This is a genomic window from Novosphingobium barchaimii LL02 (genome assembly GCF_001046635.1).
Taxonomy (GTDB): Bacteria; Pseudomonadota; Alphaproteobacteria; order Sphingomonadales; family Sphingomonadaceae; genus Novosphingobium; species Novosphingobium barchaimii.
In genome coordinates this window covers 112817-138127 of the sequence record NZ_KQ130456.1, presented here as the reverse complement: position 1 = coordinate 138127, position 25311 = coordinate 112817, and the positions used below count along the sequence as shown (strand labels likewise).

At 64.7% G+C, this 25311-nt stretch carries 22 protein-coding genes; 14 read left to right on the top strand and 8 right to left on the bottom strand.

Annotation, left to right across the window (positions count from 1 at the left end):
- Nucleotides 1-16: 16 nt before the first annotated feature.
- Nucleotides 17-4183, bottom strand: a complete 4167-nt coding sequence (gene rpoB / locus V474_RS17365; RefSeq protein WP_059152695.1) for a DNA-directed RNA polymerase subunit beta — start codon at nucleotides 4181-4183, stop codon at nucleotides 17-19.
- 591 nt (nucleotides 4184-4774) lie between these two features.
- Here rpoB and V474_RS17360 point away from each other — a divergent pair.
- The 7 genes from V474_RS17360 (at nucleotide 4775) to V474_RS17330 (ending at nucleotide 10660) form a co-directional block, all read left to right on the top strand.
- Nucleotides 4775-5956 carry a hypothetical protein gene (locus V474_RS17360; protein WP_059152694.1) on the top strand — a complete coding sequence of 394 codons (1182 nt, stop codon included), beginning with the start codon at nucleotides 4775-4777 and terminating at the stop codon, nucleotides 5954-5956.
- A 380-nt stretch (nucleotides 5957-6336) separates the two neighbouring features.
- Nucleotides 6337-6867, top strand: coding sequence for a DUF2975 domain-containing protein (locus tag V474_RS17355; protein WP_059152693.1), 531 nt, complete (start codon nucleotides 6337-6339; stop codon nucleotides 6865-6867).
- Nucleotides 6867-7094, top strand: a complete 228-nt coding sequence (locus tag V474_RS17350) for a helix-turn-helix domain-containing protein (protein WP_059152692.1) — start codon at nucleotides 6867-6869, stop codon at nucleotides 7092-7094. Before V474_RS17355 ends, V474_RS17350 begins: the two co-directional genes overlap by 1 nt.
- A 96-nt stretch (nucleotides 7095-7190) precedes the next feature.
- A complete protein-coding gene (locus V474_RS17345) occupies nucleotides 7191-8351 on the top strand; it encodes a low temperature requirement protein A (RefSeq protein ID WP_059152691.1) in 1161 nt (386 codons plus the stop codon).
- A 311-nt stretch (nucleotides 8352-8662) separates the two neighbouring features.
- Complete coding sequence (gene rplJ, locus V474_RS17340) at nucleotides 8663-9178, top strand: 50S ribosomal protein L10 (protein ID WP_059152690.1); 516 nt, start codon at nucleotides 8663-8665, stop codon at nucleotides 9176-9178.
- A gap of 87 nt (nucleotides 9179-9265) precedes the next feature.
- A complete protein-coding gene (rplL, locus tag V474_RS17335) occupies nucleotides 9266-9640 on the top strand; it encodes a 50S ribosomal protein L7/L12 (RefSeq protein WP_043973812.1) in 375 nt (124 codons plus the stop codon).
- A 168-nt stretch (nucleotides 9641-9808) separates the two neighbouring features.
- Complete coding sequence (locus tag V474_RS17330) at nucleotides 9809-10660, top strand: sulfurtransferase (RefSeq protein ID WP_059152689.1); 852 nt, start codon at nucleotides 9809-9811, stop codon at nucleotides 10658-10660.
- 74 nt (nucleotides 10661-10734) lie between these two features.
- Here the strand turns inward: V474_RS17330 and V474_RS17325 are convergent, their stop codons facing one another.
- The 5 genes from V474_RS17325 to V474_RS17305 form a co-directional block, all read right to left on the bottom strand.
- Nucleotides 10735-11280, bottom strand: a complete 546-nt coding sequence (locus V474_RS17325; protein ID WP_059152688.1) for a glutathione peroxidase — start codon at nucleotides 11278-11280, stop codon at nucleotides 10735-10737.
- A 62-nt stretch (nucleotides 11281-11342) separates the two neighbouring features.
- Nucleotides 11343-12311: an NAD-dependent epimerase/dehydratase family protein gene (locus V474_RS17320; protein ID WP_059152687.1), complete on the bottom strand. Its 969-nt coding sequence runs from the start codon at nucleotides 12309-12311 to the stop codon at nucleotides 11343-11345.
- Between the two features lie 4 nt (nucleotides 12312-12315).
- A complete protein-coding gene (locus V474_RS17315) occupies nucleotides 12316-13002 on the bottom strand; it encodes a glutathione S-transferase family protein (RefSeq protein ID WP_059152937.1) in 687 nt (228 codons plus the stop codon).
- Nucleotides 13003-13116: 114 nt separating this feature from the next.
- A complete protein-coding gene (locus V474_RS17310; RefSeq protein ID WP_059152686.1) occupies nucleotides 13117-13767 on the bottom strand; it encodes a CoA transferase subunit B in 651 nt (216 codons plus the stop codon).
- Nucleotides 13767-14474 carry a CoA transferase subunit A gene (locus tag V474_RS17305; RefSeq protein ID WP_059152685.1) on the bottom strand — a complete coding sequence of 236 codons (708 nt, stop codon included), beginning with the start codon at nucleotides 14472-14474 and terminating at the stop codon, nucleotides 13767-13769. The genes V474_RS17310 and V474_RS17305 overlap by 1 nt, the downstream gene beginning before the upstream one ends.
- Before the next feature lie 107 nt (nucleotides 14475-14581).
- Between V474_RS17305 and V474_RS17300 the strand changes: the two genes are divergently transcribed.
- Nucleotides 14582-15469 carry a LysR family transcriptional regulator gene (locus V474_RS17300; RefSeq protein WP_059152684.1) on the top strand — a complete coding sequence of 296 codons (888 nt, stop codon included), beginning with the start codon at nucleotides 14582-14584 and terminating at the stop codon, nucleotides 15467-15469.
- A gap of 102 nt (nucleotides 15470-15571) precedes the next feature.
- Entirely contained in the window at nucleotides 15572-16159 is a 588-nt protein-coding gene (locus V474_RS17295; RefSeq protein ID WP_059152683.1) for a hypothetical protein, read from the top strand.
- A 97-nt stretch (nucleotides 16160-16256) separates the two neighbouring features.
- Here the strand turns inward: V474_RS17295 and V474_RS17290 are convergent, their stop codons facing one another.
- Complete coding sequence (locus V474_RS17290) at nucleotides 16257-16676, bottom strand: c-type cytochrome (RefSeq protein WP_082699848.1); 420 nt, start codon at nucleotides 16674-16676, stop codon at nucleotides 16257-16259.
- A gap of 157 nt (nucleotides 16677-16833) precedes the next feature.
- On the opposite strand from V474_RS17290, the gene V474_RS17285 reads away from it, so the two are divergent.
- The 4 genes from V474_RS17285 (at nucleotide 16834) to V474_RS17270 (ending at nucleotide 21765) form a co-directional block, all read left to right on the top strand.
- Complete coding sequence (locus V474_RS17285; RefSeq protein WP_059152682.1) at nucleotides 16834-18258, top strand: MATE family efflux transporter; 1425 nt, start codon at nucleotides 16834-16836, stop codon at nucleotides 18256-18258.
- A gap of 183 nt (nucleotides 18259-18441) precedes the next feature.
- On the top strand, nucleotides 18442-18729 hold the full coding sequence (gene groES / locus V474_RS17280; protein ID WP_043973791.1) for a co-chaperone GroES: 288 nt from the start codon (nucleotides 18442-18444) through the stop codon (nucleotides 18727-18729).
- A 44-nt stretch (nucleotides 18730-18773) separates the two neighbouring features.
- A complete protein-coding gene (gene groL / locus V474_RS17275; RefSeq protein WP_059152681.1) occupies nucleotides 18774-20417 on the top strand; it encodes a chaperonin GroEL in 1644 nt (547 codons plus the stop codon).
- A 340-nt stretch (nucleotides 20418-20757) separates the two neighbouring features.
- Nucleotides 20758-21765 (top strand): serine hydrolase, encoded by a 1008-nt coding sequence (locus tag V474_RS17270; protein WP_407938348.1) that lies wholly within the window; start codon nucleotides 20758-20760, stop codon nucleotides 21763-21765.
- Between the two features lie 74 nt (nucleotides 21766-21839).
- Here V474_RS17270 and V474_RS17265 read toward each other — a convergent pair whose 3' ends face one another.
- Entirely contained in the window at nucleotides 21840-22166 is a 327-nt protein-coding gene (locus V474_RS17265) for a hypothetical protein (protein WP_059152679.1), read from the bottom strand.
- Between the two features lie 208 nt (nucleotides 22167-22374).
- On the opposite strand from V474_RS17265, the gene polA reads away from it, so the two are divergent.
- Nucleotides 22375-25236 (top strand): DNA polymerase I, encoded by a 2862-nt coding sequence (polA, locus tag V474_RS17260; RefSeq protein WP_059152678.1) that lies wholly within the window; start codon nucleotides 22375-22377, stop codon nucleotides 25234-25236.
- Nucleotides 25237-25311 lie beyond the last annotated feature (75 nt).

Genomic DNA, 25311 nt, shown 5'->3' with positions numbered 1-25311 from the left:
GCCCCGCCCGATCCCGTTATTCCGCCGCGATCGCGATGCCGTCGTCATCCCTGTCGACGGACGACAGTTCGACGTTGAGGCCCAGCGAGCGCATTTCCTTGACGAGCACGTTGAAGCTCTCGGGAATGCCGGCTTCGAAGGTGTCGTCACCCTTGACGATCGCTTCGTAGACCTTGGTGCGTCCGACAACGTCGTCCGACTTCACCGTCAGCATTTCCTGCAGAGTGTACGCCGCGCCGTAAGCCTGGAGCGCCCAGACCTCCATCTCACCGAAGCGCTGGCCACCGAACTGCGCCTTACCGCCCAGCGGCTGCTGAGTGACGAGGGAGTACGGACCGATCGAACGGGCGTGGATCTTGTCGTCGACAAGGTGGTGCAGCTTCAACATGTAGATGATGCCCACGGTGACCATACGGTCGAACTTGTCGCCCGTGCGGCCATCGTAGAGGTGCGACTGGCCCGACTTGTGCAGACCGGCCAGCTCCAGCATGTCCGCAACGTCGGCCTCGACCGCGCCGTCGAACACCGGAGTGCCCATCGGAACGCCCTTGGTGACGTTGTTGGCCAGTTCGAGCAGCGACTCGGTGTCGCGGTTCTTGATGTCCTCTGCGTAGTGCTCACCGTAGATCGTCATCAGACGCTCGCGAACCGCTTCCGGCGGCGCCGCGGCTTCCGGGTCGGGGTTGGCGTGGCGCCAATCTTCCAGAGCCTGCTTGACCTGCTGGCCCAGACCGCGTGCGGCCCAGCCCAGGTGGGTCTCGAAGATCTGACCGACGTTCATGCGCGAAGGCACGCCCAGCGGGTTCAGCACGAGGTCGACCGGCGTACCGTCCTCAAGGAACGGCATGTCCTCGACCGGCAGGATGCGCGAAATGACACCCTTGTTACCGTGACGGCCGGCCATCTTGTCGCCCGGCTGCAGCTTGCGCTTCACCGCCACGAAGACCTTGACCATCTTGAGCACGCCCGGAGCCAGCTCGTCGCCGCGCTCCAGCTTCTCCTTGCGATCCTCGAACTTCTCCTGGATCGCCTTCACGGTGGCGTCGTACTGGGCCTTAACGGCTTCCAGCTGCGACTGCATGTGGTCGTCCGCAACGGCGAACTTCCACCACTCGTGACGCTCGGCTTCACCCAGGAGTTCCTCGGTGATCTCGACGCCCTTCTTCAGGCCCTTGGGGGCCGAAGCGGCGGTCTGGCCGATCAGCATGTCGCGCAGACGGTTGTAGGTGGCGCGGTTGAGGATCGCACGCTCGTCCTCGCGGTCCTTGGCGAGGCGTTCGATTTCCTCGTTCTGGATGGCGCGGGTACGGTCGTCGATCTCGATGCCGTGACGGTTGAAGACGCGAACGTCGACGATCGTACCGGAAACGCCCGGCGGCAGGCGAAGCGAGGTGTCACGCACGTCGCTGGCCTTTTCGCCGAAGATCGCGCGCAGCAGCTTTTCTTCCGGGGTCATCGGCGATTCGCCCTTGGGCGTGATCTTGCCGACCAGGATGTCACCCGGGTGCACTTCGGCGCCCACGTAGACGATGCCCGCTTCGTCGAGGTTGCGCAGGGCTTCCTCGCCGACGTTCGGGATATCGCGGGTGATGTCCTCAGGCCCCAGCTTGGTATCGCGGGCCATCACTTCGAACTCGTCGATGTGGATCGACGTGAACACGTCGTCCTTCACGATCCGCTCGGAGATCAGGATGGAGTCCTCGTAGTTGTAGCCGTTCCACGGCATGAACGCGACGAGGCTGTTGCGGCCCAGCGCCAGCTCACCCAGCTCGGTCGAGGGACCGTCGGCGAGGATGTCGCCCTTCTGGATGATGTCGCCCACCTTCACCAGCGGACGCTGATTGATGCAGGTCGACTGGTTGGAACGCTCGAACTTCTGCAGGCGGTAGATGTCGACGCCGGACTTGCCGGCTTCGATGTCGCCCGAGGCGCGGATGACGATACGCGTCGCGTCGACCTGGTCGACCACGCCGGCGCGGCCAGCAGAGATCGCAGCGCCCGAATCGCGCGCAACGGTCTCTTCCATGCCGGTGCCCACGAAGGGAGCGTCGGCCTGGACCAGCGGCACCGCCTGGCGCTGCATGTTCGATCCCATGAGTGCGCGGTTGGCGTCATCGTTTTCCAGGAACGGAATGAGCGATGCGGCGACCGAGACCAGCTGCTTGGGCGAAACGTCCATCAGGGTGACCTGATCGCGCGGGCTCATCACGAACTCGCCGTTCTGGCGGGCCGAGACGAGTTCTTCCGCGAACGAGCCGTCCTCGTTGGTGCCAGCCGAAGCCTGCGCCACCGTGTGCTTCTGCTCTTCCATGGCGGAAAGGTAGACAACCTGGCCGGTCACCTTGCCGTCGATCACCTTGCGGTACGGCGTCTCGATGAAGCCGTACTTGTTGACGCGGGCGAACGTCGAAAGCGAGTTGATCAGACCGATGTTCGGGCCTTCCGGCGTCTCAATCGGGCAGATACGGCCGTAGTGGGTCGGGTGAACGTCGCGGACTTCGAAGCCGGCGCGCTCACGGGTCAGACCGCCCGGGCCCAAGGCCGAAACACGGCGCTTGTGGGTGACTTCCGAAAGCGGGTTGGTCTGGTCCATGAACTGCGAGAGCTGCGAGGAACCGAAGAACTCGCGAACGGCGGCCACGGCGGGCTTGGCGTTGATGAGGTCGTTCGGCATCACCGTCGACACGTCGACCGACGACATACGTTCCTTAACGGCGCGCTCCATGCGGAGCAGGCCGACGCGGTACTGGTTTTCCAGAAGCTCGCCCACCGAACGCACGCGGCGGTTGCCGAGGTTGTCGATGTCGTCGATTTCGCCCTTGCCGTCCTTCAGGCCGACCAGTTCCTTGACGACAGCGAGAATGTCCTCGTTGCGCAGGGTGGTGACGGTGTCCTCGGCGTCGAGGCCAAGGCGCATGTTCAGCTTCACGCGGCCCACGGCCGAGAGGTCGTAGCGGTCGGCGTCGAAGAACAGGCCGTCGAAGAGGGCTTCGGCGGTTTCCTTGGTCGGCGGTTCGCCCGGACGCATGACCTTGTAGATGGCCTCAAGGCCCATCTCGCGGTTCTCGGCCTTGTCGGCCTTGAGCGTGTTGCGGATCCACGGGCCGGTGTTGACCTCGTCGATGTCGAGCAGGGCGATCTGGTCGATGCCGGCCTGGTCGAGCGCTTCGAGGTTCTCGGGCGAAACTTCGTCGCCTGCCTCGATGTAGATGCGGCCGGTCGACTCGTCGATCAGGTCGACGGCCGAATAGCGACCGAAGATTTCGTCGGTCGGGATCAACAGCTCCTCAAGACCGTCCTTGAGCGCCTTGTTGGCGGCGCGCGGAGAAATCTTGGTGTCGGCGGCGAAGATCACTTCGCCCGACTTGGCGTCGACCACGTCGAACGTCGGCTTCGCGCCGCGCCACGCCTCAGGCGTATAGGGCAGGCGCCAGCCGCCATCGCCGCGCTTCCACGTGATGGTCTGGTAGAAGTGATCCAGGATCGCTTCGCTGTCGAGGCCCAGGCCGTACAGCAGCGCGGTGACCGGCAGCTTGCGCTTGCGGTCGATACGCACGTTGACGATGTCCTTGGCGTCGAACTCGAAGTCGAGCCACGAACCACGGTAGGGAATGACGCGCGCGGCGAACAGGAACTTGCCCGAAGCGTGGGTCTTGCCGCGGTCATGGTCGAACAGAACGCCCGGCGAACGGTGCATCTGCGAGACGATGACGCGCTCGGTGCCGTTGATGAAGAAGGTGCCGTTTTCCGTCATCAGGGGCATGTCGCCCATGTAGACGTCCTGCTCCTTGATATCGAGGACCGAACGGGTCTCGGTCTCGGCGTCAACTTCGAACACGATCAGGCGCAGCGTGACCTTCATCGGCGCCGCGTACGTGATGCCGCGCTGACGGCACTCGGTCACGTCGTACTTGGGGTCTTCCAGCTCATAGTGGACGAAGTCCAGCTCGCTGGTGCCCGCGAAGTCGCGGATCGGGAATACCGAGCGCAGGGTCTTTTCCAGGCCCGACACATAGCCGGTTGCCGGATCGGAGCGCAGGAACTGCTCGTAGCTCTCGCGCTGGACTTCGATCAGGTTGGGCATCTGGACGACTTCGTGGATGTCGCCAAAGATTTTGCGGATGCGCTTCTTGGGCGAGCGTGCCCCAGTGGTCGCAGCGGGTTCGATGGGCTTGGTGGCCATGAGCTGGTCTTGCCTCTTCGCTTCTTGAAGGACCGATTCGCGAATGGAACCGGGCCGGAAAATTTCGTCGTCGCGAGAACGATGTACTTGCCGCAAGGCAAGCTATCCGAAACGCGAAAAGGCCGCCCGACACGCGGAATTCCCGGATGGGATGTCCCTGCGGTCAGCAGCCTTACACGTCGGATAAATCCCGGATCGCCTCCTTCCGTGGCCTGTCCCCGCGCATGGACCTGCCTTGCTCGAAGCGACCGAGCGAGCGCGCCATATAGGATCGGGTAGGGGCCATGTCAAACCCGCGATGCTGGCGTGGTTTGGGCAAAGGTTCGGGAAAGCACTCCCTCCAGTCTGCGCAGCCGGCTAAGTCGATTGGACACCTGCTGCACGAAATGACGGTCCAGTATATGCACGCTTTGCGGGCAGTACGGTGGATAGACCGCGTTTCGCATGGTTCATCTGGCATAAATGTAGTAACCAATGTGAATAAGGCCACCCGGTACCGGAAGTAACCGTTCGTCGCATGTATGGGCTCGACTTGTCCTGTATTGAGCGAGGTAGTCGAACCGATCGTGCATTTCACGCATTCTCTGTTGCATGAAACACGATCCCATCAACCGTTCGCCCCGCGCCGTGACCGCGATTGCCGCTGTCCTCGCGCTTTCCGCCATCCCGCTCGCTTCGGTGGCTAGTGCTCAGGACGCGCCGGCTCAAGCCGCGCCTTCGCTGTCGCTGCCCCAGGACGTGACTGCGGGATCGCCTGCGCAGCCCATGGCGGCTCCGGCCCCCGCTGCTCCAACGGTGACCTTGCCGCCCGAGGCGACCGGCCCGGCCAGCGCGCCGAACCCGGCGACCACCGCTGGCACCGCGCCCCAGACCACTACGACCTCCTCGCCGGTCGTGCAGCCTATCCCCCAGCCGGAAGCGCAAACTACGGCAGACGCCGCCGCGCCCGCAACGCCGGCCGATGCAGAAGCCTCGCTTGAAGCTGCTCCTCCCGCAGCATCGGAACGTACGGCCCCGCGCGCGGCCGCCCGCACCGTGGCCGGTCCGGCTGCTGACGCCGCGCAGGTCGCGCCGAGTGTGCCCACTGCTGGCAGCAGGGCAGCCGCTGCCGATAGTGCTCTCGCTGACGGCGCTATTCCGCCCGCACCGCCTTCGCCCACCAGGGTAGATACGGCGCCGGCCCCGGTTTCATCATCGCCTGCGCCCGCCAATGAGGGCAGCGATCTGCCGATCGCTGGTATCGCCGGCCTGCTCGCCGCGATCGGCGCGGCAGGTATTGGCATAGCCGCAATGCGCCGCCGCCGCACAAGCGAGCCGACGTATGACGAGGTAGACTACGCCCCCGAGCCTCGCCCGCTCACCAATGTCGTCGAGCCTGTACCGGCGTCTGCCCCTGTTATGGAGGTTGCTCCGGTGGCAGTAGCCGAGCCGGTCCGCCAGCCGGCGCCGGTGCCGGCTGCGACGCGAACCGCCATGACCCCTGCCGTTGTGGCAGCGGGTTCCGCCAGCGCCGTGCTTGCCGCCTCGCCGCTGCCACACGACGCCGAAGAGCGCCGCGAGCTGCTTGACCGGATGGTCGATGCACAGCCGGACGAGGATAACCCCTTCACTTCGCGCAAGGCCCGCATGCGCCGTGCCCGCGTCCAGCTGCAGCACCATGAGCATCAGGCGGAGCAAAGCGATGCCTTCGACTTCCGCACTTACAGGCCGTCGAACCGGACCACATCGGGAACTCCCTCCCCCGAGCGTACCCCGGATCTGATCGACGCCTAACCTGCCGGCTGTCACGCCCGGCAACGAGGGGCGGCTCCACCCGGAGTCGCCCCTTTGTTATGAATGCATCGCTTTTCGATATAAATCATATCGTTTTTCAATATTATTGTTTGACAGCAAACTGCCGCAAATTTATTGAATTTCGATATGAAGCATATCGGAGAACGAGCAATGATTCGGTTGGTACAGGCTCAGCGCCCGCTAGTTGCCGCTTTCGCGCTGACCGCGATGGCGGCAGCCTTTCTATCTGCCCCGGCCGGCCACTCACCGCGGCCGTCCCTATCGTCATTTTTCGATGCGACAGTGCCTGCGCCCGTCACCGTGCGGCTTGTCGGCATTAGCCCGGTGCTGATGTGAGCGCAGCTCCGAAAGCCGGCGCCATGCGCTCGATCACGCACGACCCGCTACTCGCCCTGGCGCGCGGGGCGGTGCTGGTCTCCATGGGTGTCGCGGCGTTGATCGGCGCGTTTTTCATCGTCCTTGCGCCGTTCATGGTGTTTGGCCGCTTCAATATGATGGCCCGCGTTTCGGGTGAGGGCCTCGACGGGCTGACGGCCAACACCTTCATCGCCATCGGCGGGGTGCTGATCCTGATCGCGGCGATGGCGGCCTGCGCCTTCCTGTTCCTGCGCCATCTGCTGCGGATCATCGATTCAGTGGACCAGGGCGATCCGTTCAACCCGGTCAACGCCGCACGCCTTGCGGCAATGGGCTGGCTGACGCTTGCGATCGAGGGCATCAGCTTTCCCACCGGACTTGTCGCGGCATGGATCGCGCGCACCGTAAAGGACGCCCACATCGGCATCGGCTTCTCGCTTGGCGGAGTGCTGCTGGCGATCGTCCTGTTCATTCTTGCCCGCGTTTTCCGCAAGGGCGCAGAGATGCGCGCCGAACTGGAAGGCACCGTTTGATGGGCGACGATGGCAGCGAAGCGAGCCGCATCGTGGTTCGGCTCGACGAACTTCTCCACCAGCGCCGCATGACGCTGACCGAACTGGCTGAGCGCATCGGCATTACCCTTGCCAACCTGTCCATCCTCAAGACGGGCAAGGCCAAGGCGATCCGGTTCTCCACCCTGGAGGCGATCTGCCGCGAACTGGAATGCCAGCCCGGGGACATCCTGGGCTACGCTGAATAAGTTGGCGGCGTCGCCGAGCATCATTCGCTCACGGCTTGCCTCTTCCCCCGGCGTCCTCGTAGGAATGCGCGTGACGTAATCGGGGACCGGCACGACATGACTACGAAACGCGGCTGGCGGCCGTTCGGGGCCCGCGACCCGCATGAGACGCACCGGGTGTCGACCCCGCTCGAACTGCTGTTCGACCTTGTCATCGTCATCGCCGTCGCCTCTGCCGCCGAAGGCCTGCATCATGCGATAGCCCAAGGGCACGCCGGCATGGGGGTTGTCACCTTCGCCATGGCATTCTTCGCGACGTGGTGGGCCTGGGTGAACTTCACCTGGTTCGCCTCCGCCTATGATAACGACGGGCCGATCTATCGGCTCGTCACCTGCTGGATCATGGCGGGCGCGCTGACCATTGCCGGCGGCATACCCCGCCTGTTCGCGGGACTGGACCTGTCGCTGGCGATCCTGGGCTATGTCGTGATGCGGGCGGGCATGGTTGTGTTCTGGCTGATCGCCGCGCGCAGCGATCCCGTCCATCGCTCTACCGCACGGCGCTATGCGCTGGGGATTGCCCTGGTGCAGGTCTATTGGACCGCCGCGCTGATGTTGCTGAGGCCCGAGGGGCAGGGCGCGGTCATGGCGTTGTTCGGCCTTGGTGTGCTGCTCGAACTCGCCGTGCCGCTGTTGGCTGAGCGGCGGGGTGCCACGCCCTGGCACCAGCATCATGTCACCGAGCGGCACGGGCTGCTGGTTATCATCGTGCTGGGCGAGGTCCTGCTTGCCAGCGCCGCCGCCTTCACCCTGTCCGACGGGCCGGGCAGCCATTCCGCGCAGTTCATCGTGCTGGCGATCTCGGCGCTGGCAATCACTTTTGCCATGTGGTGGCTGTATTTTTCTCAAGACGGACCGCTGGACCATGACCGGTTCGCCAGCGCGTTCCAGTGGAGCTATGCCCATGCCCTGATCTATGCCGGCGGCGCCGCAACCGGCGCGGGCTTCTCCGTAGTGATCGATGCCGTAGGGGGCGAAGGACACCATGCGCCGCCGCTCACGGGCAATCTGGCCGTTGCGGTGCCCCTGGCGATCTACATGGCGGCGCTGTGGCTGGTGCGTGACCGGCTGGTGCTGACCGGACCACTGCGGCACGGGTTGCTGGCCTTCGCGGCGGCCATTCTAGGTGCTGCATTCCTGGGCGAAGCGGCGCTGCCGGTGACGGCGGTTATCGCCGTGGCTGCGGTGGCGGCGCGCAGCCGGGCGACATGTCGTTAAGACGCGGGCACAGCGTCGTCATGCTTGACTCGGCTCGATGTTTGCGTCATTGGCCCGCTCCGACCGGCGGGTGAATTCCCGTCGTTCAACCGTCCGAGACAGTTGCTGGGGGTTTCCCCCTTAATTTGCAGCCTAGACGGGGAACAGGAAATTTCCGGCCCTCGCTCCTTCGAGCATGGTGCCAACCTCGTGTTTCGGCACGATACTCCTTCCCCATCGAACGGAATCGCCCACGGTGTGCCTTGCGCACCATGGACTACGTAGCCGGCTGCGGAGGGTCTCCTTTCGTAGCCATTGTGAAGGAGTAAGGCATGGATCGTTCGCAGAAAGCCGATTCGGTCGCCACTCTCAACGCGGTCTTCAACGAGGTTGGTGTGGTGGTTGTCACCCGCAATCTCGGCATGTCGGTGGCTCAGTCCACCGCCCTGCGCGGTAAGATCCGTGATGCGGGTGCGACCTATAAGGTAGCGAAGAACCGTCTTGCCAAGCTTGCCATCGTGGATACCGACTTTGCCGGTATCAGCGACTTCCTGACCGGCCCGACGGCCATCTCGACCTCGGTCGATCCCGTCGCAGCCGCCAAGGCTGTCGTCGAATTCGCCAAGACGACCGACAAGATCGAGATCGTCGGCGGTTCGATGGGTACGCAGGTTCTGAACGCGGAAGGTATCAAGGCGCTCGCCTCGATGCCCTCGCTCGACGAACTGCGCGCCAAGCTCATCGGCCTCATCCAGGCACCGGCGACCAAGATCGCCCAGCTCTCGACCGCTCCGGCGGCCAAGCTGGCGCGCGTCTTTGCTGCCTACGCCGAGAAGGACGCCGCCTGAGCGCAAGCTTAAGCAACACGTTTCTAACGATTTATCCCGGTGGATCGCATTCAGCACCCCGGGACCACAGATCAGGAGTTATATATCATGGCCGACATCGCCAAGCTTGTTGAAGAACTGTCGCAGCTGACCGTCCTCGAGGCCGCTGACCTCGCCAAGGCACTTGAAGAAGCATGGGGCGTTTCCGCCGCTGCTGCCGTTGCCGCTGCACCCGCAGCTGGCGGCGCCGCTGCCGAAGCAGTCGAAGAGAAGACCGAATTCGACGTCATCCTCACCGGCGACGGTGGCAAGAAGATCCAGGTCATCAAGGAAGTCCGCGCCATCACCGGTCTGGGCCTCGCTGAAGCCAAGGCTCTCGTTGAAGGCGCTCCCAAGGCCGTCAAGGAAGGCATCAACAAGGCTGAAGCCGAAGAAATCAAGAACAAGATCGAAGCAGCCGGCGGTACCGTCGAGCTCAAGTAATCTTGTTCCGGTTTCTTACCGGTACAGTTTGAGGAAAGGGCGGCTCCGCAAGGGGCCGCCCTTTTCGTTTGCGCCCTGCTTGCAAATACCGCGCTATTGCATCGACGTCGCCATTCAGCCCGAGTATAGGCCCGCAGTGTCCACCAAGTCACACATGCGAAGGATTCCATGGCCTACGAAACGCTGATCGATGTCGATGCGCTCAAGGACATGGTGGCCTCCGGCGCCGATGTGTTCCTGCTCGACTGCGAGTTCGAACTGGGGGCGCCCGAAAAGGGCCTGGCGATTTACGCGAAGGGACATATTCCCGGCGCCCGCTACGCCCATCTCGACGATGATCTCGCCTCGCCGCCCGATGGCAGCAATGGCCGCCATCCGCTGCCCGCACCCGTAGCGCTCGCCGGGTGGCTGCGCATGCAGGGCCTGCGCGCCGGACAGCAGGTCGTCGCCTATGATAGCAATGGCGGCGCCTGGGCAGCCCGCGCTTGGTGGTTGATGCGCTGGCTGGGCCATGCCCCGGTCGCGGTGCTCGATGGCGGCAAGCCAGCCTGGATTGCGGCGGGTCTGCCGCTGGAAACCGGAATGCCGCAGCCGTTCCCTTCGGGCGATTTCGAGCCTGGCGATCCCCTTGTTCCGGCCCCGATCTCCGCCGCGGACGTGCTTGCCAATATCGACACGTGCGCCGCGCAAGTCCTCGATGCACGCGATCCCTCGCGTTTCGCGGGCGAGCCCAACCCGGTCGACCCGGTCGCCGGCCACATCCCCGGCGCGAAAAACCGCTTCTTTCGCGACAACCTGAACCCCGACGGCAGCTTCCGCCCGGCCGGGGAACTGGCTGCGGCCTTCACCGCACTCCTGGGCGAAGGCCCGGCGATCCTCCAGTGTGGCTCGGGGGTCACCGCCTGCCACAATGCCCTTGCCATGGCTGTCGCCGGAGTGCCGGCCGGGCGGCTATACCCCGGATCGTGGAGCGAATGGATCGCCGATCCCGCGCGCCCGGTGGCGAGGGGGACTGAGTGAAAACAGGCGCGCCCGAAGACTCCGGCGGCGCCCACCCCGCAAGCCGGGCGCCGTTCGTTGTCGTGGGCTGCTGATTACTTCGCGAGTTCAGCCTCGATCGCGCCGACCAGCGCCGGATCGGCAGGCTCGGTGCCGGGGGCGAAGCGGCCGACGACCGAACCGTCGCGCGCGACCAGGAACTTTTCGAAGTTCCACAGCACTTCGGGGTCCTGAGTGGGGGTCATGCCGTAGCCCTTCAGGCGCTCGCGGAATTCCTCGGCAGGGCCCTGCTTGGTGGGCACGGCTTCGGTCAGTGCGGCGTAAAGGGGCTGCTTGCCCTCGCCGGTGACGTCTGCCTTGGCGAAAAGCGGGAACGAGACCCCGTAGTTGATCGAGCAGAACTCGGCGATTTCCTCATGGGTGCCGGGCTCCTGCGCGCCGAAGTCGTTGGCCGGGAAGCCCAGCACTTCGAATCCCTTGGCCTGGTATTCCTTGTAGAGCGCCTCAAGGCCCTCATACTGCGGGGTAAGGCCGCACTTGGAGGCGACGTTTACGACCAACAGTACGTTGCCAGCATGATCGGCGAGGCTGTCGGAGGCGCCGTCGATGCGTTCGAGCGGGATGGAGGCGAGGTCGGCCATTCGAGATTCTCCCAATGTGTTCCAGCGGGTTATGGGACGGCTATCTGACGGCGGCAAGACACTCATGACGGATGGTGGCACGGTTTCCCGAGTACCGGCGAAATCCATTCAGGGTCGTGCGCGAAGGGCAGCTCGTGGCCATCCCGCAAGGCGCCCAGGATGGCCGCGAAGTCAGTCTGCGCGCGCCAGCCCAGCAGGCGTTCGGCCTTGGCGGGATCGTAGACGCGCTCGATCCGCTCGGGCAGCACCCAGCCGGCCTTGGCATAGAGCGCCTCTGCATCCGGGAACTGCCGCGCGATCACGGCGCGGGCATCGACCGCCAGTTCCGCTGCATCTTCGCGCGCAAAGGGCGGCGGGGCGGAGAGGATGAAGGTTTCGCACCCTCCGATCCGCTCCAGCGCGGCCAGATGCGCCAGCGCCGCGTCGGCCACGGTGAGGCGGCGGTTCAGGAATTCGTTGGCCTTGAGGTTGGGGCCGGAGGGCACAGCGTGCGTATCGTCGTCCTCGGGGAAGAACCGGCCCGTGCGAAGGATCGCGACGCTCATCCCGCTTTCCTGCGAGACGAGGCGGCACATGTCCTCCGCCGTGCGCTTGGTAATGCCATAGACGTTGCGCGGGGCGATGGGGCCGAAGCTCTCGTCCATCCACCACGCGCCGGTCTCCCCCGCCCCGGAGCGCACGTCGTCCCGGACCATCAGCGAGGTGGTTGAGGTGAACACGAAGCGTACATGGCCGGCACCTGCCGCCGCCTCAAGCAGGTTGAGAGTGCCGGTCAAGTTGACGTCGACGAAAGCCTGACGCGGGAAGCGGGCGATGTCGGGCTTGTGCAAGGCGCCCGCGTGGATCACCGCCTCGATGCCGTGGTGCGCCACAGTCTGGAACACGAGGTCACGGTTCGCCACCGAACCCACGATCGTGGTCGCGTCGCCCGGCGAAACGTCGAGACCGACAACCTCATGCCCGCGCGCTGCCAGCAAAGGCGCAAGGTGCCTGCCGAGCCAGCCGGACGAGCCTGTCAGCAGGATGCGCACCCGATCAGGCGCCGGTGCGGTAGTCGGCGATGATCTCGCCCGCTTCGGCCAGTTCGGCTTCGTGGCTTTCCTCGCGCCAGTCCTCGGCCAGGGCTTCGGCTTCCCACTCGCGCATGGCCGGATGGGCGAGCATCGCATCGACCCATACCTTGCCGCGCCCCACGTCCAGCCCATACGTGCGGATGCGGAAGGCGACCGGGGCGTAGAACGCGTCCAGCGCGGTGAAGGTGGGGCCGGCCAGCCACGGACCGCCGAAACGGGAAAGTCCTTCCTCGAAGATCTCGCGCACGCGGTACACCTCGCGCACCAGCTGGCCGCTCATCGGGCGGGGCCGCACGCGCACGCCGACGTTCATCGTAAAGGTGCCGCGAATGTGGGGGAAGCCGCCGTGCATCTCGCACACCGCGCTCTGGGCGAAGGCGCGCGCGGCTTCGTCGGTGGGCCATACGCCGGGGTGCCGATCCGCGAGGTACATGGCGATGCCCAGCGAATCCCAGACCGTGCAATCGTCGTCGATCAGCGCGGGCACCTGTCCGGTGGGGGAAAAGCTGCGGAATGCCTCGTAGTTTACCGGCATCGTGAACGGCTCCAGCTCGTCCTCGAAGGCGATGCCCAGGGCCTTCATCAGGACCCAGGGCCGCAGTGACCAGCTGGAATAGTTCCGGTTCGCGGTAATCAACGTGTAGGTCAAAGCCATTCCCTCTCAGCGTAGAGCAGGGCAAGGAATAAAGGCCGTTCGCGGTGATGGCGAGCCGATTTCGCACTTGCGCTCCCCCTCCTCTTCGCAAGGAGGGGGAAGCGGCAGTCAGCTTACGTAATGCGCTGTCGTCTTGGCGGCGATTTCCTCAGGCGTGACGCCTGGCGCCATCTCGACCAGCTTGAACGGGCTGTCATGATCCGGCCGCTGGAACACGGCGAGATCGGTGATGACCATATCCACCACATTGCGCCCGGTCAGCGGCAGGGTGCACGAGGGGATGAACTTGGGATCGCCGTTCTTGGAGGTATGTTCCATCACCACGATGATCTTCTTCACGCCGGCAACGAGGTCCATCGCGCCGCCCATGCCCTTGATCATCTTGCCGGGGATCATCCAGTTGGCGATGTCACCGTTTTCAGCCACTTCCATCGCGCCCAGCACGGTGAGGTCGATGTGGCCGCCGCGGATCATGCCGAAGCTGGCCGCGCTGTCGAAATAGGCGGAGTGCGGCAGTTCGCTGATCGTCTGCTTGCCGGCATTGATAAGATCAGGATCGACCTCGTCCGGGTAGGGGAACGGGCCGATGCCCAGCATCCCGTTCTCGCTCTGCAGCGTGACGGTGATGTCCTTGGGCACATAGTTCGCCACCAGCGTCGGGATGCCGATGCCCAGGTTCACGTAGAACCCGTCCTGCAGTTCCTTCGCGGCGCGGGCGGCCATTTCATTGCGGGTCCAGCCCTTGGATTCCTCGGACATCAGACAGCCTCCCTCTCGCGCGTCGTCGTGAACTCGATCTTCTTGTCGTAGGGCGCGCCCACGACGATGCGCTGGACGAAGACGCCCGGCAGGTGGATCGCATCGGGATCGAGGCTGCCCACCGGCACGATCTCCTCAACCTCCACGATGCAGATCTTGCCGCATGTGGCGGCTGGCACGTTGAAATTGCGCGCCGTCTTGCGGAACACGACGTTGCCGGTTTCGTCCGCCTTCCAGGCCTTGATGATGGACAGGTCGGCGAAGATGCCTTCCTCGAGGATATATTCCTCGCCGCCGAAGACCTTCACTTCCTTGCCCTCGGCGACTTGTGTGCCCACGCCGGTCTTGGTGTAGAAACCGGGGATGCCCGCGCCGCCGGCGCGCATACGCTCGGCCAGGGTGCCCTGCGGGCAGAACTCGACCTCAAGTTCACCGGCCAGGTACTGGCGTTCGAATTCCTTGTTCTCGCCGACGTAGGACGAGATCATCTTCTTCACCTGCTTGGTGCGCAGCAGCTTGCCGATGCCTTCGTTGTCGATGCCGGCATTGTTCGAGGCGAACGTCAGGTCCTTCACGCCCGAATCGCGCATCGCGTCGAGCAGGCGTTCCGGGATACCGCAAAGGCCGAAGCCGCCGCTGGCGACCAGCAGGCCGTCCTTGAGCACGCCTTCCAGCGCGGCCTCTGCACTGGGATAAATCTTTTTCATGAGGCAAATCCTCTTCCGATTGCGGGACCGAGGCTAGTCGGCGTCTATCATTACGAATAGCGATTATTTTTTATCAATTCCGATAACGATAATCTATTGATTCACTCATGAAGCGCATCGCCCTGTTCCATCTCGAAACGCTGATGTGGATCGACCGCCTCGGTACATTCGCCGCCGCTGCACAGCGTCTAAATACCACCCAGCCCGCCATTTCCGCCCGCGTACGCGAGATCGAGGAGCAGCTTGGCGTCGCCCTGTTCCAGCGCGAGGGGCGGCGTATGGTGCTGTCCGCGCGCGGCCGTCGGCTGGTGCAGGCCAGCGAGCCGCTTTACCACGGGCTGGAGCAGGTCCTGCTGGAGGCAAGCGACTTCGCCGGGGCCACGGCAGCGGTGCGCATCGGCTCGGGCGAGATCGCGGCGGCAAGCTGCCTGCCTGCCTTTATCCAGGGGATCGAGCGCGACCGGCCCGGCGTCACCATGGAACTGGAGATCGACCTTACCGCCCCGCTGCTCCAGCAACTGCTGGCCGGCACGCGCGACATCGTGTTTCTTGCCGGTCCGGTCGCCAGTCCGGGAATACGCACCGCGCCGATCGGTTCGGTGGAACTGGTCTGGGCGGCGGGCGCGGCGGTGGCCGCGGCCGGCGGTTTTGCGCAGGGGCTGCCGGTGTGGTCGCTGCCCGAACACTCCCCCCTGCACGCCGTCATGCACGAGGGATTCGAGGCCCACGGCATCAACCCGCGCGCACTGCACACCTGCAACAACGTGCGCACTTTGATAGAGATCGTCGCCACCGGCCAAGGCGCCGCCGTCCTGCCCGAGACGATGGTGCGCGGCGCGCTGGCCGCCGGAACCTTGCACGAAATCCTGCCGCGCCCCGCTCAGCACGTCCACTTCGAGGCTGCAATCCGCACGCGCGAACGCGATCCGGTGATCCTTGACCTGTTCGCGCGGGCATCCCGGCTCACGATTGATCCTTCGGCGAATTCGGTCTGACTTTTTGCGATCCCATGCCGCGACAACCGTAATCTACGGTTCAGCTTCGCGGCGGCAGCATGGCCAGTGCAAAGGGTCGAGTCACGAAGGAGCATCATCCCAATGCGAATGCCCCCTAAGAAGTACCTGATTGGCGCCGCCGCGCTCGCGCTGCTGGGCGCAGGCGTAGCCGAAGCCGCCACCGCCAGGCTGCATACGATGAACGTGGAAGCGCCCGATGGCTCGGTGGTCCAGGTCCAGTATACCGGCGACGTCGCGCCCCGCGTGCAGGTTGTCCCTGCCGATGCCATGACGCCTGCGGACATGCAGTTGATGGGCGATCCCTTCGCTCACATGGACCGGATTTCGGCGATGATGGACGCGCAGATGAATGTCATGATGCAGCGCGCCGCCCTCATGCAGCAGCAGGTTGGCGCGGACGGCAGTGCCGCCGGTGCGCCGGGCTTAACCGCCGCCTCCGATGCGCCGCAAGGCATGCATATGACCTATTATTCGACCTCGACCGACGCCAGCGGCTGCACGCGCTCGGTATCCTATAGCTCCGATGGGTCGGGCGAGGCGCCGAAGATGACGCAGGTCGCTTCGGACGGCTGCGATGCAGCCAAGCCCGGCAATCAGGCAATTCCCGCCAAGTCCGAAGTACAGGTGGCCCAGCCGGCCTCGCAGGAGCCGCTCGGCCCGAAGGTCTGAATTTCTCCAAGGCGTCCTACGTCCCCTTGGGCGCCTTGAACGACGGGGCCTTGTGCACGGGAGCGCGCAAGGCCCCTTTTTTATGCCGGGACGATGGTCATTTCAGCGTTTCGAGATAGTCGATGATCGCCTTGCGCTTTGCCGGATCGGAAACGGGCAGCACCATCTTCGTTCCCGGGACCATCTTCATCGGCCCCTGTAGCCAGGTGTCGAGGCTGGCGCGGTCCCAGGTGATCCCGGAATTCTTCAGCGCCGGGCTGAAGGCATAGCCCGGTACATTTCCTGCCTTGGACCCGGCGATGCCTGCCAGCGTAGGTCCAATCCCGTTCTGGCCGCTCTGGGTGGAATGGCACGAGCGGCACACCGCAAAGGCAGGCGGCGCCGGGTCGACGATCGCAGCGGCGGGAGCGGGAGAAGCGCCCGGTGTGGCGGCATCGTCAGGGGCGTTCCCGCCGCAGGCCGTCAGCAGCGCGGACAGGGGGATCATCAGCGTCATCGCCCTGATTGTCGTCGTCATGGAAAACATCTCCTTGCGGAGGCGGGGTAATATAGGCCGACTGGCAAGGGAAGCGTTGGGTGCTGAAGGAAAGGCAGACCTGCGGCGATGGGCCCAGGTCTGCGCTCGTTCACGAATCGCTTCCCTGCCTGCCCCCAAGGCCCTATCGCGCCCTTAAATGCGGGAGAGCCAACACCATCCGTTCCGCGCCGAACTCGGCGCGACCTTGCGACTTGCCGGGCCGCTGGCGCTTGCCAACATGCTGCAGATGGCGGTTTTCGCGATCGACGTGATCTTCGTCGCGCGGCTGGGTCAGGAATCGCTTGCCGCGTCCAGCCTGGCGGTGGCGATCGTCGCCGTCGTGATGATGGGGTTGAACGGGGTGACGGGCGCGGTGGCTCCGCTGATCGCTGCCGAAATCGGACGCAGGCGCAATTCGATACGTGAGGTCCGCCGGTCGGTGCGCATGGCCTTGTGGCTGGCGCTGGCGCTGGGCGTCGGCGCGGTCGGCGTATGCTTTCTGGGCGAGACGATCATGCTGGCGACCGGGCAGGACCCGCATGTCGTCGCGTTGTCGGGCAGTTTCATCCGCGTGGTCTCTCTGGCGCTGGTGCCTATGGCGGTGGCCAATGTGCTGCGCACTTTCGTCTCGGCGCTGGGACGGCCGGTTTTCGCGACGATGATCACCGCGCTGGCGATCCTCGTGAACGCGCTGGGCAACTACGCGCTTGTTTTCGGCAATTTCGGGGCGCCGGCGCTGGGCCTCAACGGGTCGGCGACGGCGAGTGTCATCACCGCCTGCGTCACCGTTCTGGCCTATATTCTGGCGATCCGCGGCGATCGCCAACTGCGCCGCTTTCACATCTTCGGGCGCTGGTGGCGGCCTGAGTGGAACCGCCTGCGCCAGATGTTAGGCCTCGGCCTGCCGATCTCCGCGACGCTGATCGCAGAGGGCGGTCTGTTCAGCGGCGCCGCTTTCCTGATGGGCCGCGTGGGCGAGACGGAACTGGCCGCGCATACCGTGGCGCTGCAAATCGCCGCCTTCGCCTTTCAGGTGCCTTACGGCATCGGACAGGCGGCGACGATCCGGGTCGGCTATCACTACGGCGCGGGCAACAAATCGGCGATCGGCCATGCGGGCTGGGCGGCGATCGTGATCGGGTTGGCGTTCGTGGGCGTTTCGGCTCTGGCGATGCTGCTGTTCCCCAAGGCCATCATCTCGGCCTATGTCGACGTCTCGGCACCTGAGAATGCGGCCATGGTGATCCTGGCGATGCAATATCTTTTCATCGCTGCCGTGTTCCAGCTTACCGATGGCCTCCAGGCCGTTGTCGCTGGAGCACTGCGCGGCATTCAGGACACGCGCATTCCCGCCGTGATCGCCGTGCTGGGCTACTGGGCAGCGGGCTTTGCGACATCGGTGGCGCTGGGTCTTTTCACGCCCCTGCGCGGCGTGGGCGTGTGGATCGGCCTTGCCGTGGGGCTGACCGTGGCGGCGATCCTGCTGCTGGCGCGCTGGCACTGGCGCGGGCGTTTCCGGCTGGTGCCCGAGTCGGTGGTGCAGCCCGTCTCCGCGCCGGTAATCCACGCCGTCATCGCCTAGTCATCCCTTTCGCCCATCCTTCATCGGAACCGCCTCATCGCGGGGGCAGTGCGCCGGTGAACTTTTTCTCGCACAGGCCGCTTGACGCTACCCGGGGCGGGGACCATATCCACGGCCGTTGGCACTCCTCATTGTAGAGTGCCAACCCAGTTTTATGTTCGTTGGATATTAGGGAGATTCCCAATGACTTTCCGCCCGCTGCACGACCGTGTTCTCGTGCGCCGCGTCGAGGCCGAAGAAAAGACGGCCGGTGGCATCATCATCCCCGACAGCGCCAAGGAAAAGCCCGCTGAAGGCGAGATCGTCTCCGTCGGCACCGGCGCCCGCGCTGAAAACGGCACCATCACCCCGCTCGACGTCAAGGTCGGCGACCGCGTTCTGTTCGGCAAGTGGTCGGGCACCGAGGTCAAGGTTTCGGGTGAAGACCTGCTGATCATGAAGGAATCGGACATCCTGGGCGTCATCGCCTAAGATTTTCGCATCCATCTGACTGATTTTATTAAAGGAATTCTACAATGGCAGCCAAGGACGTACGCTTTTCGCGTGACGCACGTGAGCGCATTCTCGCCGGTGTCGACACCCTCGCCAATGCCGTCAAGGTAACCCTGGGCCCCAAGGGCCGCAACGTCGTGATCGAGAAGAGCTTCGGCGCTCCGCGCATCACCAAGGACGGTGTTTCGGTCGCCAAGGAAATCGAACTCAAGGACAAGTTCGAGAACATGGGCGCGCAGATGCTGCGCGAAGTGGCCTCGAAGGCCAACGACAAGGCCGGTGACGGCACCACCACCGCGACCGTTCTCGCTCAGGCGATCGTTCGCGAAGGCATGAAGTCGGTTGCCGCCGGCATCAACCCGATGGACCTGAAGCGCGGCATCGACCTCGCTGTCCTCAAGGTCGTCGAGAACCTCAAGGCCCGTTCGACCCCGGTCGCCGGCACCTCGGAAATCGCCCAGGTCGGCATCATCTCGGCCAATGGCGACGTGGAAGTCGGCGAGAAGATCGCCGAAGCCATGGACAAGGTCGGCAAGGAAGGCGTCATCACCGTCGAGGAGGCCAAGGGCCTCGAGTTTGAACTCGACGTCGTCGAGGGCATGCAGTTCGACCGTGGTTACCTGTCGCCTTACTTCGTGACCAACCCCGAGAAGATGACCGTCGAGCTCGAAAACCCCTACATCCTCATCCACGAAAAGAAGCTGTCGTCGCTCCAGGCGCTGCTTCCGATCCTGGAAGCCGTGGTGCAGTCGGGCCGTCCGCTCCTCATCATCGCCGAGGACATCGAGGGCGAGGCTCTGGCCACGCTCGTCGTCAACAAGCTGCGCGGCGGCTTGAAGATCGCAGCCGTCAAGGCTCCGGGCTTCGGCGATCGCCGTAAGGCCATGCTGGGCGACATCGCCACGCTGACCGCCGGCGAGATGATCTCGGAAGACCTCGGCATCAAGCTTGAGAGCGTTACGCTCGGCATGCTTGGCGAAGCCAAGAAGGTCACCATCGACAAGGACAACACCGTCATTGTCGACGGCGCCGGTTCGCACGAGGAAATCAAGGCCCGCGTCGAGCAGATCCGTTCGCAGATCGAAGTCACCACTTCGGACTACGACCGCGAGAAGCTGCAGGAGCGTCTCGCCAAGCTTGCTGGCGGCGTTGCTGTCATCAAGGTCGGCGGTGCGACCGAAGTCGAAGTCAAGGAGCGCAAGGACCGCGTCGACGACGCTCTCCACGCTACCCGCGCTGCCGTTGAAGAAGGCATCGTCCCCGGCGGCGGTACGGCTCTGCTGTACGCAACCCGCGCTCTCGACGGTCTGACCGGCGCGAACGAAGACCAGACCCGCGGCGTGGACATCGTCCGCAAGGCGATCCTCGCTCCGGTGAAGCAGATCGCCGAGAACGCCGGCAGCGACGGCGCCGTCGTTGCAGGCAAGCTGCTCGACCAGTCGGACGAGAACATCGGCTTCAACGCCTCGACCGACGTCTACGAGAACCTCAAGGCTGCCGGCGTGATCGACCCCACCAAGGTCGTTCGCATCGCTCTGCAGGACGCAGCTTCGGTTGCCGGCCTGCTGATCACCACGGAAGCGGCGATCGTCGAGCGCGCCGACGACAAGCCTGCCATGCCCCCCATGGGTGGCGGCATGGGCGGCATGGGTGACATGGGCTTCTGATAAGAAGCCCGTCGATCTCATCGACGGACATGAAGGGGCCGGGAGAGCAATCTCCCGGCCCTTTTCCTTTGGCATTCGTGCGCTGCACTCGATGACCGACGAAGGTAGCTGCGCCGTCGGTGAACGTGCCAGATTCGTTCATCTGGGCGAAAGGAAAGTGCGTATTCGGGAAATTGCCGCAAACCCGATGCGGTTCGTCGCTAGGGAGTGGCGTTTTATCTCTACTCCGTTAACCGTTTGGGAACGTGGACGACTTTATGGGGGGGACTGCATGACCGGGGCAGGCCAACTTTTCGCGCGGTGCCGTGCTGGCATCTGGCGCTCTTTCGCAACTGCGGCAATGTCCGCAGCAGCAGCTTTGCTGCCGTTTGGCGCGGCTTATGCCGAACAACTTCAGCCCATCGCGCCCGCCGCTCGGGCGACCGACCAGGTGGTCGAAGTTCAAAGCAGCTTCGACGACATGTTCGGCACGCAGCAGCGCGGGCCGCGTACGTATTCCTCACCGTTTGGTCAGCAGCTGGCCGCCGTTGCCAATGCCTCGCAGGGGCGCATCGGCGTCGCCGCGATGGACCTTACCAGCGGCCGTATGGTCGACGTGCTGGGCAACCAGCGCTTTCCGATGGCCAGCACCAGCAAGATCGCGATTGCCGCCACGTTCCTCGAAGGCGTCGACAAGGGCAAGTGGACCCTCACCAGCGAATTTCCGCTGATGGTTCCGGTCGGCTCGGCGCCGTTCTCCAGCGCGGTCGCGCCGGTTCGCGCGGGCGAATACATGAGCGCCTCGCGCCTGCTGGAACTGATGATCACGCGCTCCAACAATTATGCCACCGATGCGCTGCTCAAGGTCGTGGGCGGCCCCAAGGCGGTCAACGCCTGGGTCGAGCGCGCCGGTATTGACGACTGGCATATCGACCGCGACATCGCCACGCTGGTGCGCGATGACGGCGCCATCGATCCGGCCCGCGTCGTCGACACGCGCGACAGCGCCACGCCTTATGCGATGGTGCAGCTGCTCTCGGGCATCTACCAGGGCAAATGGCTTAGCCCGTCTAGCCGCAGCGCACTGCTGGGCGCGATGAGCCGCTGCGTTACCGGCAAGCGCCGGATTCCCGCCGGTATTCCCGAAGGCGCGCAGGTTTCGCACAAGACCGGCTCGCTCAACAACACCTCCAGCGATGTGGGCATCGTGCAGACCCCGGATGGCCGCGTCTTTGCAATCGCCATCTATGTGACCGGGCAGGGCGGCCGCCCGGGCCGGGAATCGCGCATCGCCAGCATCGCCCGCACTGTCTATAACGGTTACCTCACCGAAGCTCCCGCAATGCGGCGCACCGCCTCCTCGCGCTGAGGCAGTTCAAGGGGCTGAGACACAAAAAAAGGGGCCGCGGGGCCCCTTTTTCCGTTCCGCAATAGCGAAAGAAATCAGTTGGTCTTCGGGTTGCCGTCGGTGTGATCGGCCATCTCGTTGGCAACGTCGTTCGCGGCCTTCTCGGCGTCGGCGGCGATGTCGTCCGTGGTCTTTTCTGCGCTCTTGGCCGCATCCTTGGCGGCGTTGGCGGTGCTGTCGGCGGCCTGCGAAGCGGTATCGCCCACATTGCTCATGGCGTCGCCCACGTCGGTGGCAGTGGCCTGGATGTCGTCACCGGCCGACGATGCGGCGGCTTGGGTGGCGTCCTGGGTCTTTTCCGAGCAGGCACCCAGCGACATGGCGGTCACGGCTGCTGCGGCGGCGAAAATGATCTTGCGCATAGTGTCTGTGTATCCCTCTTAGCTGCGAAATAACCCCGTCGGCGAAACGCCGCGTGAGCCTCCTTCGTTGGGCTCTTGCCCGTGGGTAGGAGGCGCTGCGCGAGGTTTCAAGCGCGGTGCGAAAACTCCTGCGGACACGATCGGTTCCCTGCCGGGTGAAATCCACTGCCTTGCTGACGAGCCGGTCCGGCGCTGCTAGGGATCGTCCATGGATTCCAAGCAGCACCTCTATCTCGTCGACGGCTCGGCCTATATCTTCCGCGCCTACCACCGCCTGCCGCCGCTCACCAACCCGGAAGGGACGCCGGTGGGCGCGGTGTATGGCTATACGACGATGTTGTGGAAGCTGGCAGAAGACCTCAACAAGGCGGACGGCCCCACCCATCTCGCGGTGATTCTCGACGCCTCCAGCAAGTCGTTCCGCAACGACATCTATGCCGATTACAAGGCTAACCGCCCACCGCCGCCGGAGGATCTGGTCCCCCAATTCCCTTTGATCCGCGACGCCACGCGCGCATTCTCGCTGCCCTGCATCGAGGAACTCGGCTACGAGGCGGACGACCTCATCGCCTCCTATGCCCGCGCCGCCACGGCACAGGGCTGGGACGTGACGATCGTGTCGTCCGACAAGGACCTGATGCAGCTTGTGGGCAAGTGCGGCATCGGCGGCGGCTGCGTCGACATGCTGGACACCATGAAGAACCAGCGCATCGACATCCCCGAAGTACTCGAAAAGTTCGGCGTCGCCCCCGACAAGGTCGGCGACGTGCTGGCGCTGATGGGTGATGCGGTGGACAACGTGCCGGGCGTCTACGGCGTCGGTCCCAAGACTGCGACCAAACTGATCCAGGACTACGGCGATCTAGAATCCGCGCTCGCCGCCGCGCCGGCGATGAAGAAATCCAAGCTGCAGGAGCGCCTGATCGAGCAGGCCGAACAGGCGCGCCTTTCCAAGGTGCTGGTCACTCTCAAGGAAGACTGCGCGCTGCCGATGGCGCTGGACGATTTCAAGCTGGTCGCAATTCCGCCCGAACCGCTCGCCGCGTTTCTGGGCTTCCACGGCTTCACCAGCCTGCTCAAGCGGCTCGACCTGGGTTCGGGCAGCCCCGAGCGGGCGACCCAGCTCAATCCGGCCAAGGCGGTTGCCGCCGGCGCGAAGGCCGATGCGGGCGGTGGCGCCGGGATCGCAGGCGCCTCGCGCCAGGCATTGCCGGAATGGCCCGCCGTCGACCGCAGCGCCTATGAATGCGTGACCACAGTGGCCCAGCTGGACGAGTGGATCGCACGCGCCGCCGCAGCGCGGCTCGTCGCCGTCGATACCGAGACTTCCGCGCTTGATGCGATGCGTGCCGATCTTGCGGGGATCAGCCTGGCGGTGGGCGCCAATCAGGCCTGCTACATCCCGCTGGGCCACGGCGGCACCGACATGTTCGCCGAGAAGCCCGAGCAGGTGCCGCTCGCCGAAGCGCTGGCGCGGCTCAAGCCGCTGCTGGAAAGCGACGCGGTGCTCAAGGTCGGGCAGAACATCAAGTACGACCTCAACGTGCTGGCCCGGCACGGGATCGAGGTTTCGCCGGTGGACGACACCATGATCGTCAGCTTCTGCCTCGACGCCGGGCGCTCGCTCGACGGGATCGGCGGCGGTCACGGCATGGACGAGCTGTCGCAGCGCCACCTTGCGCACACCACGCTGACCTTCAAGGAGATCTGCGGCACCGGCAAGAAGGCGATCCCGTTCGGCGAAGTGCCGCTGGACCGCGCGACCCAATATGCCGCCGAGGATGCGGACGTCACATGGCGCCTGCACAGCGCGCTCAAGCCGCGCCTGTCCTTTGAGGGCGGCACTCGCATCTACGAGCGGGTCGACCGCCCGCTGATCCCGGTGGTGGCGCAGATGGAACGCCACGGCATCAAGGTGGACCGCGAGAAGCTGGCCGGGCTCTCCAGCCAGTTTGCCGAGGCCATCGGCGCATTGGAAAAGGAAATCTTCGCCAAGGTCGGCCAGGAATTCACCATCGGCAGCCCCAAGCAGCTGGGCGATATCCTGTTCGACAAGCTGGGTTACAAGGGCGGCAAGAAGGGCAAGAGCGGCCAGTATTCCACGGACCAGTCGATCCTCGAAGGCCTTGCCGGGCAGGGCGCCGAAGTGGCGACGCAGGTGCTGGAATGGCGCCAGCTGTCCAAGCTGCGCTCTACCTACACCGAGGCGCTGCAGGCGGCGATCAACCCCGCAACGCAGCGCGTCCACACCAGCTACAGCCTTGTCGGCGCGCAGACCGGGCGTCTTTCGTCCACCGATCCAAACCTGCAGAACATCCCGATCCGCACCGAGATCGGCCGCCAGATCCGCGATTGCTTCGTGGCCGACACCGGCAACGTCCTGCTCTCGGCCGACTATTCACAGATCGAACTGCGCCTTGCGGCGCACATGGCCGATGTGCCCAGCCTCAAGGAAGCCTTCGCGAATGGCGAGGACATCCACTCGCGCACGGCGATGGAGATGTTCGGCGTGGTCGACCGCGACACGCGCGGACGGGCCAAGACGATCAACTTCGCGATCCTCTATGGCATTTCGCGATGGGGCCTTGCCGGGCGGCTGGGTGTGCCGGCAGACGAGGCGCAGGCGATGATCGACCGCTATTTCGAACGCTTCCCGGGCATCCAGCGCTATATCCATGAGACGCTGGAGAGCGTGCGCCTCAATGGCTATTCGGAAACGCTGTTCGGCCGCAAGACGTGGTTCCCGCGCGTAAACTCCAAGAACCAGGCCGAGCGGCAAGGCTCCGAGCGCGCCGCGATCAACGCCCCGATCCAGGGGACCAGCGCCGACATCATCAAGCGCGCCATGGTCCGCATGAATCCTGCGCTGGCGGCGGCGGGTCTGGGCCATGTGCGGATGCTGTTGCAGGTGCACGACGAATTGGTCTTCGAACTGCCCGAAGGCGACGTGGCCGAAGCCAAGCCGGTGATCGAGCGGGTGATGGCCGAGGCGGCGGCGCCTGCGGTCAATCTAGACGTACCGCTCGGCGTGGAGATCGGGTTCGGGACCAGCTGGGGCGCGGCGCACTGACGGTTATGGTGGGGGCTAAGGGGCGAGGCATCACGTTCGCCAAGGTGTCCATTCGTCACCTTTCCGCCGGTCCGT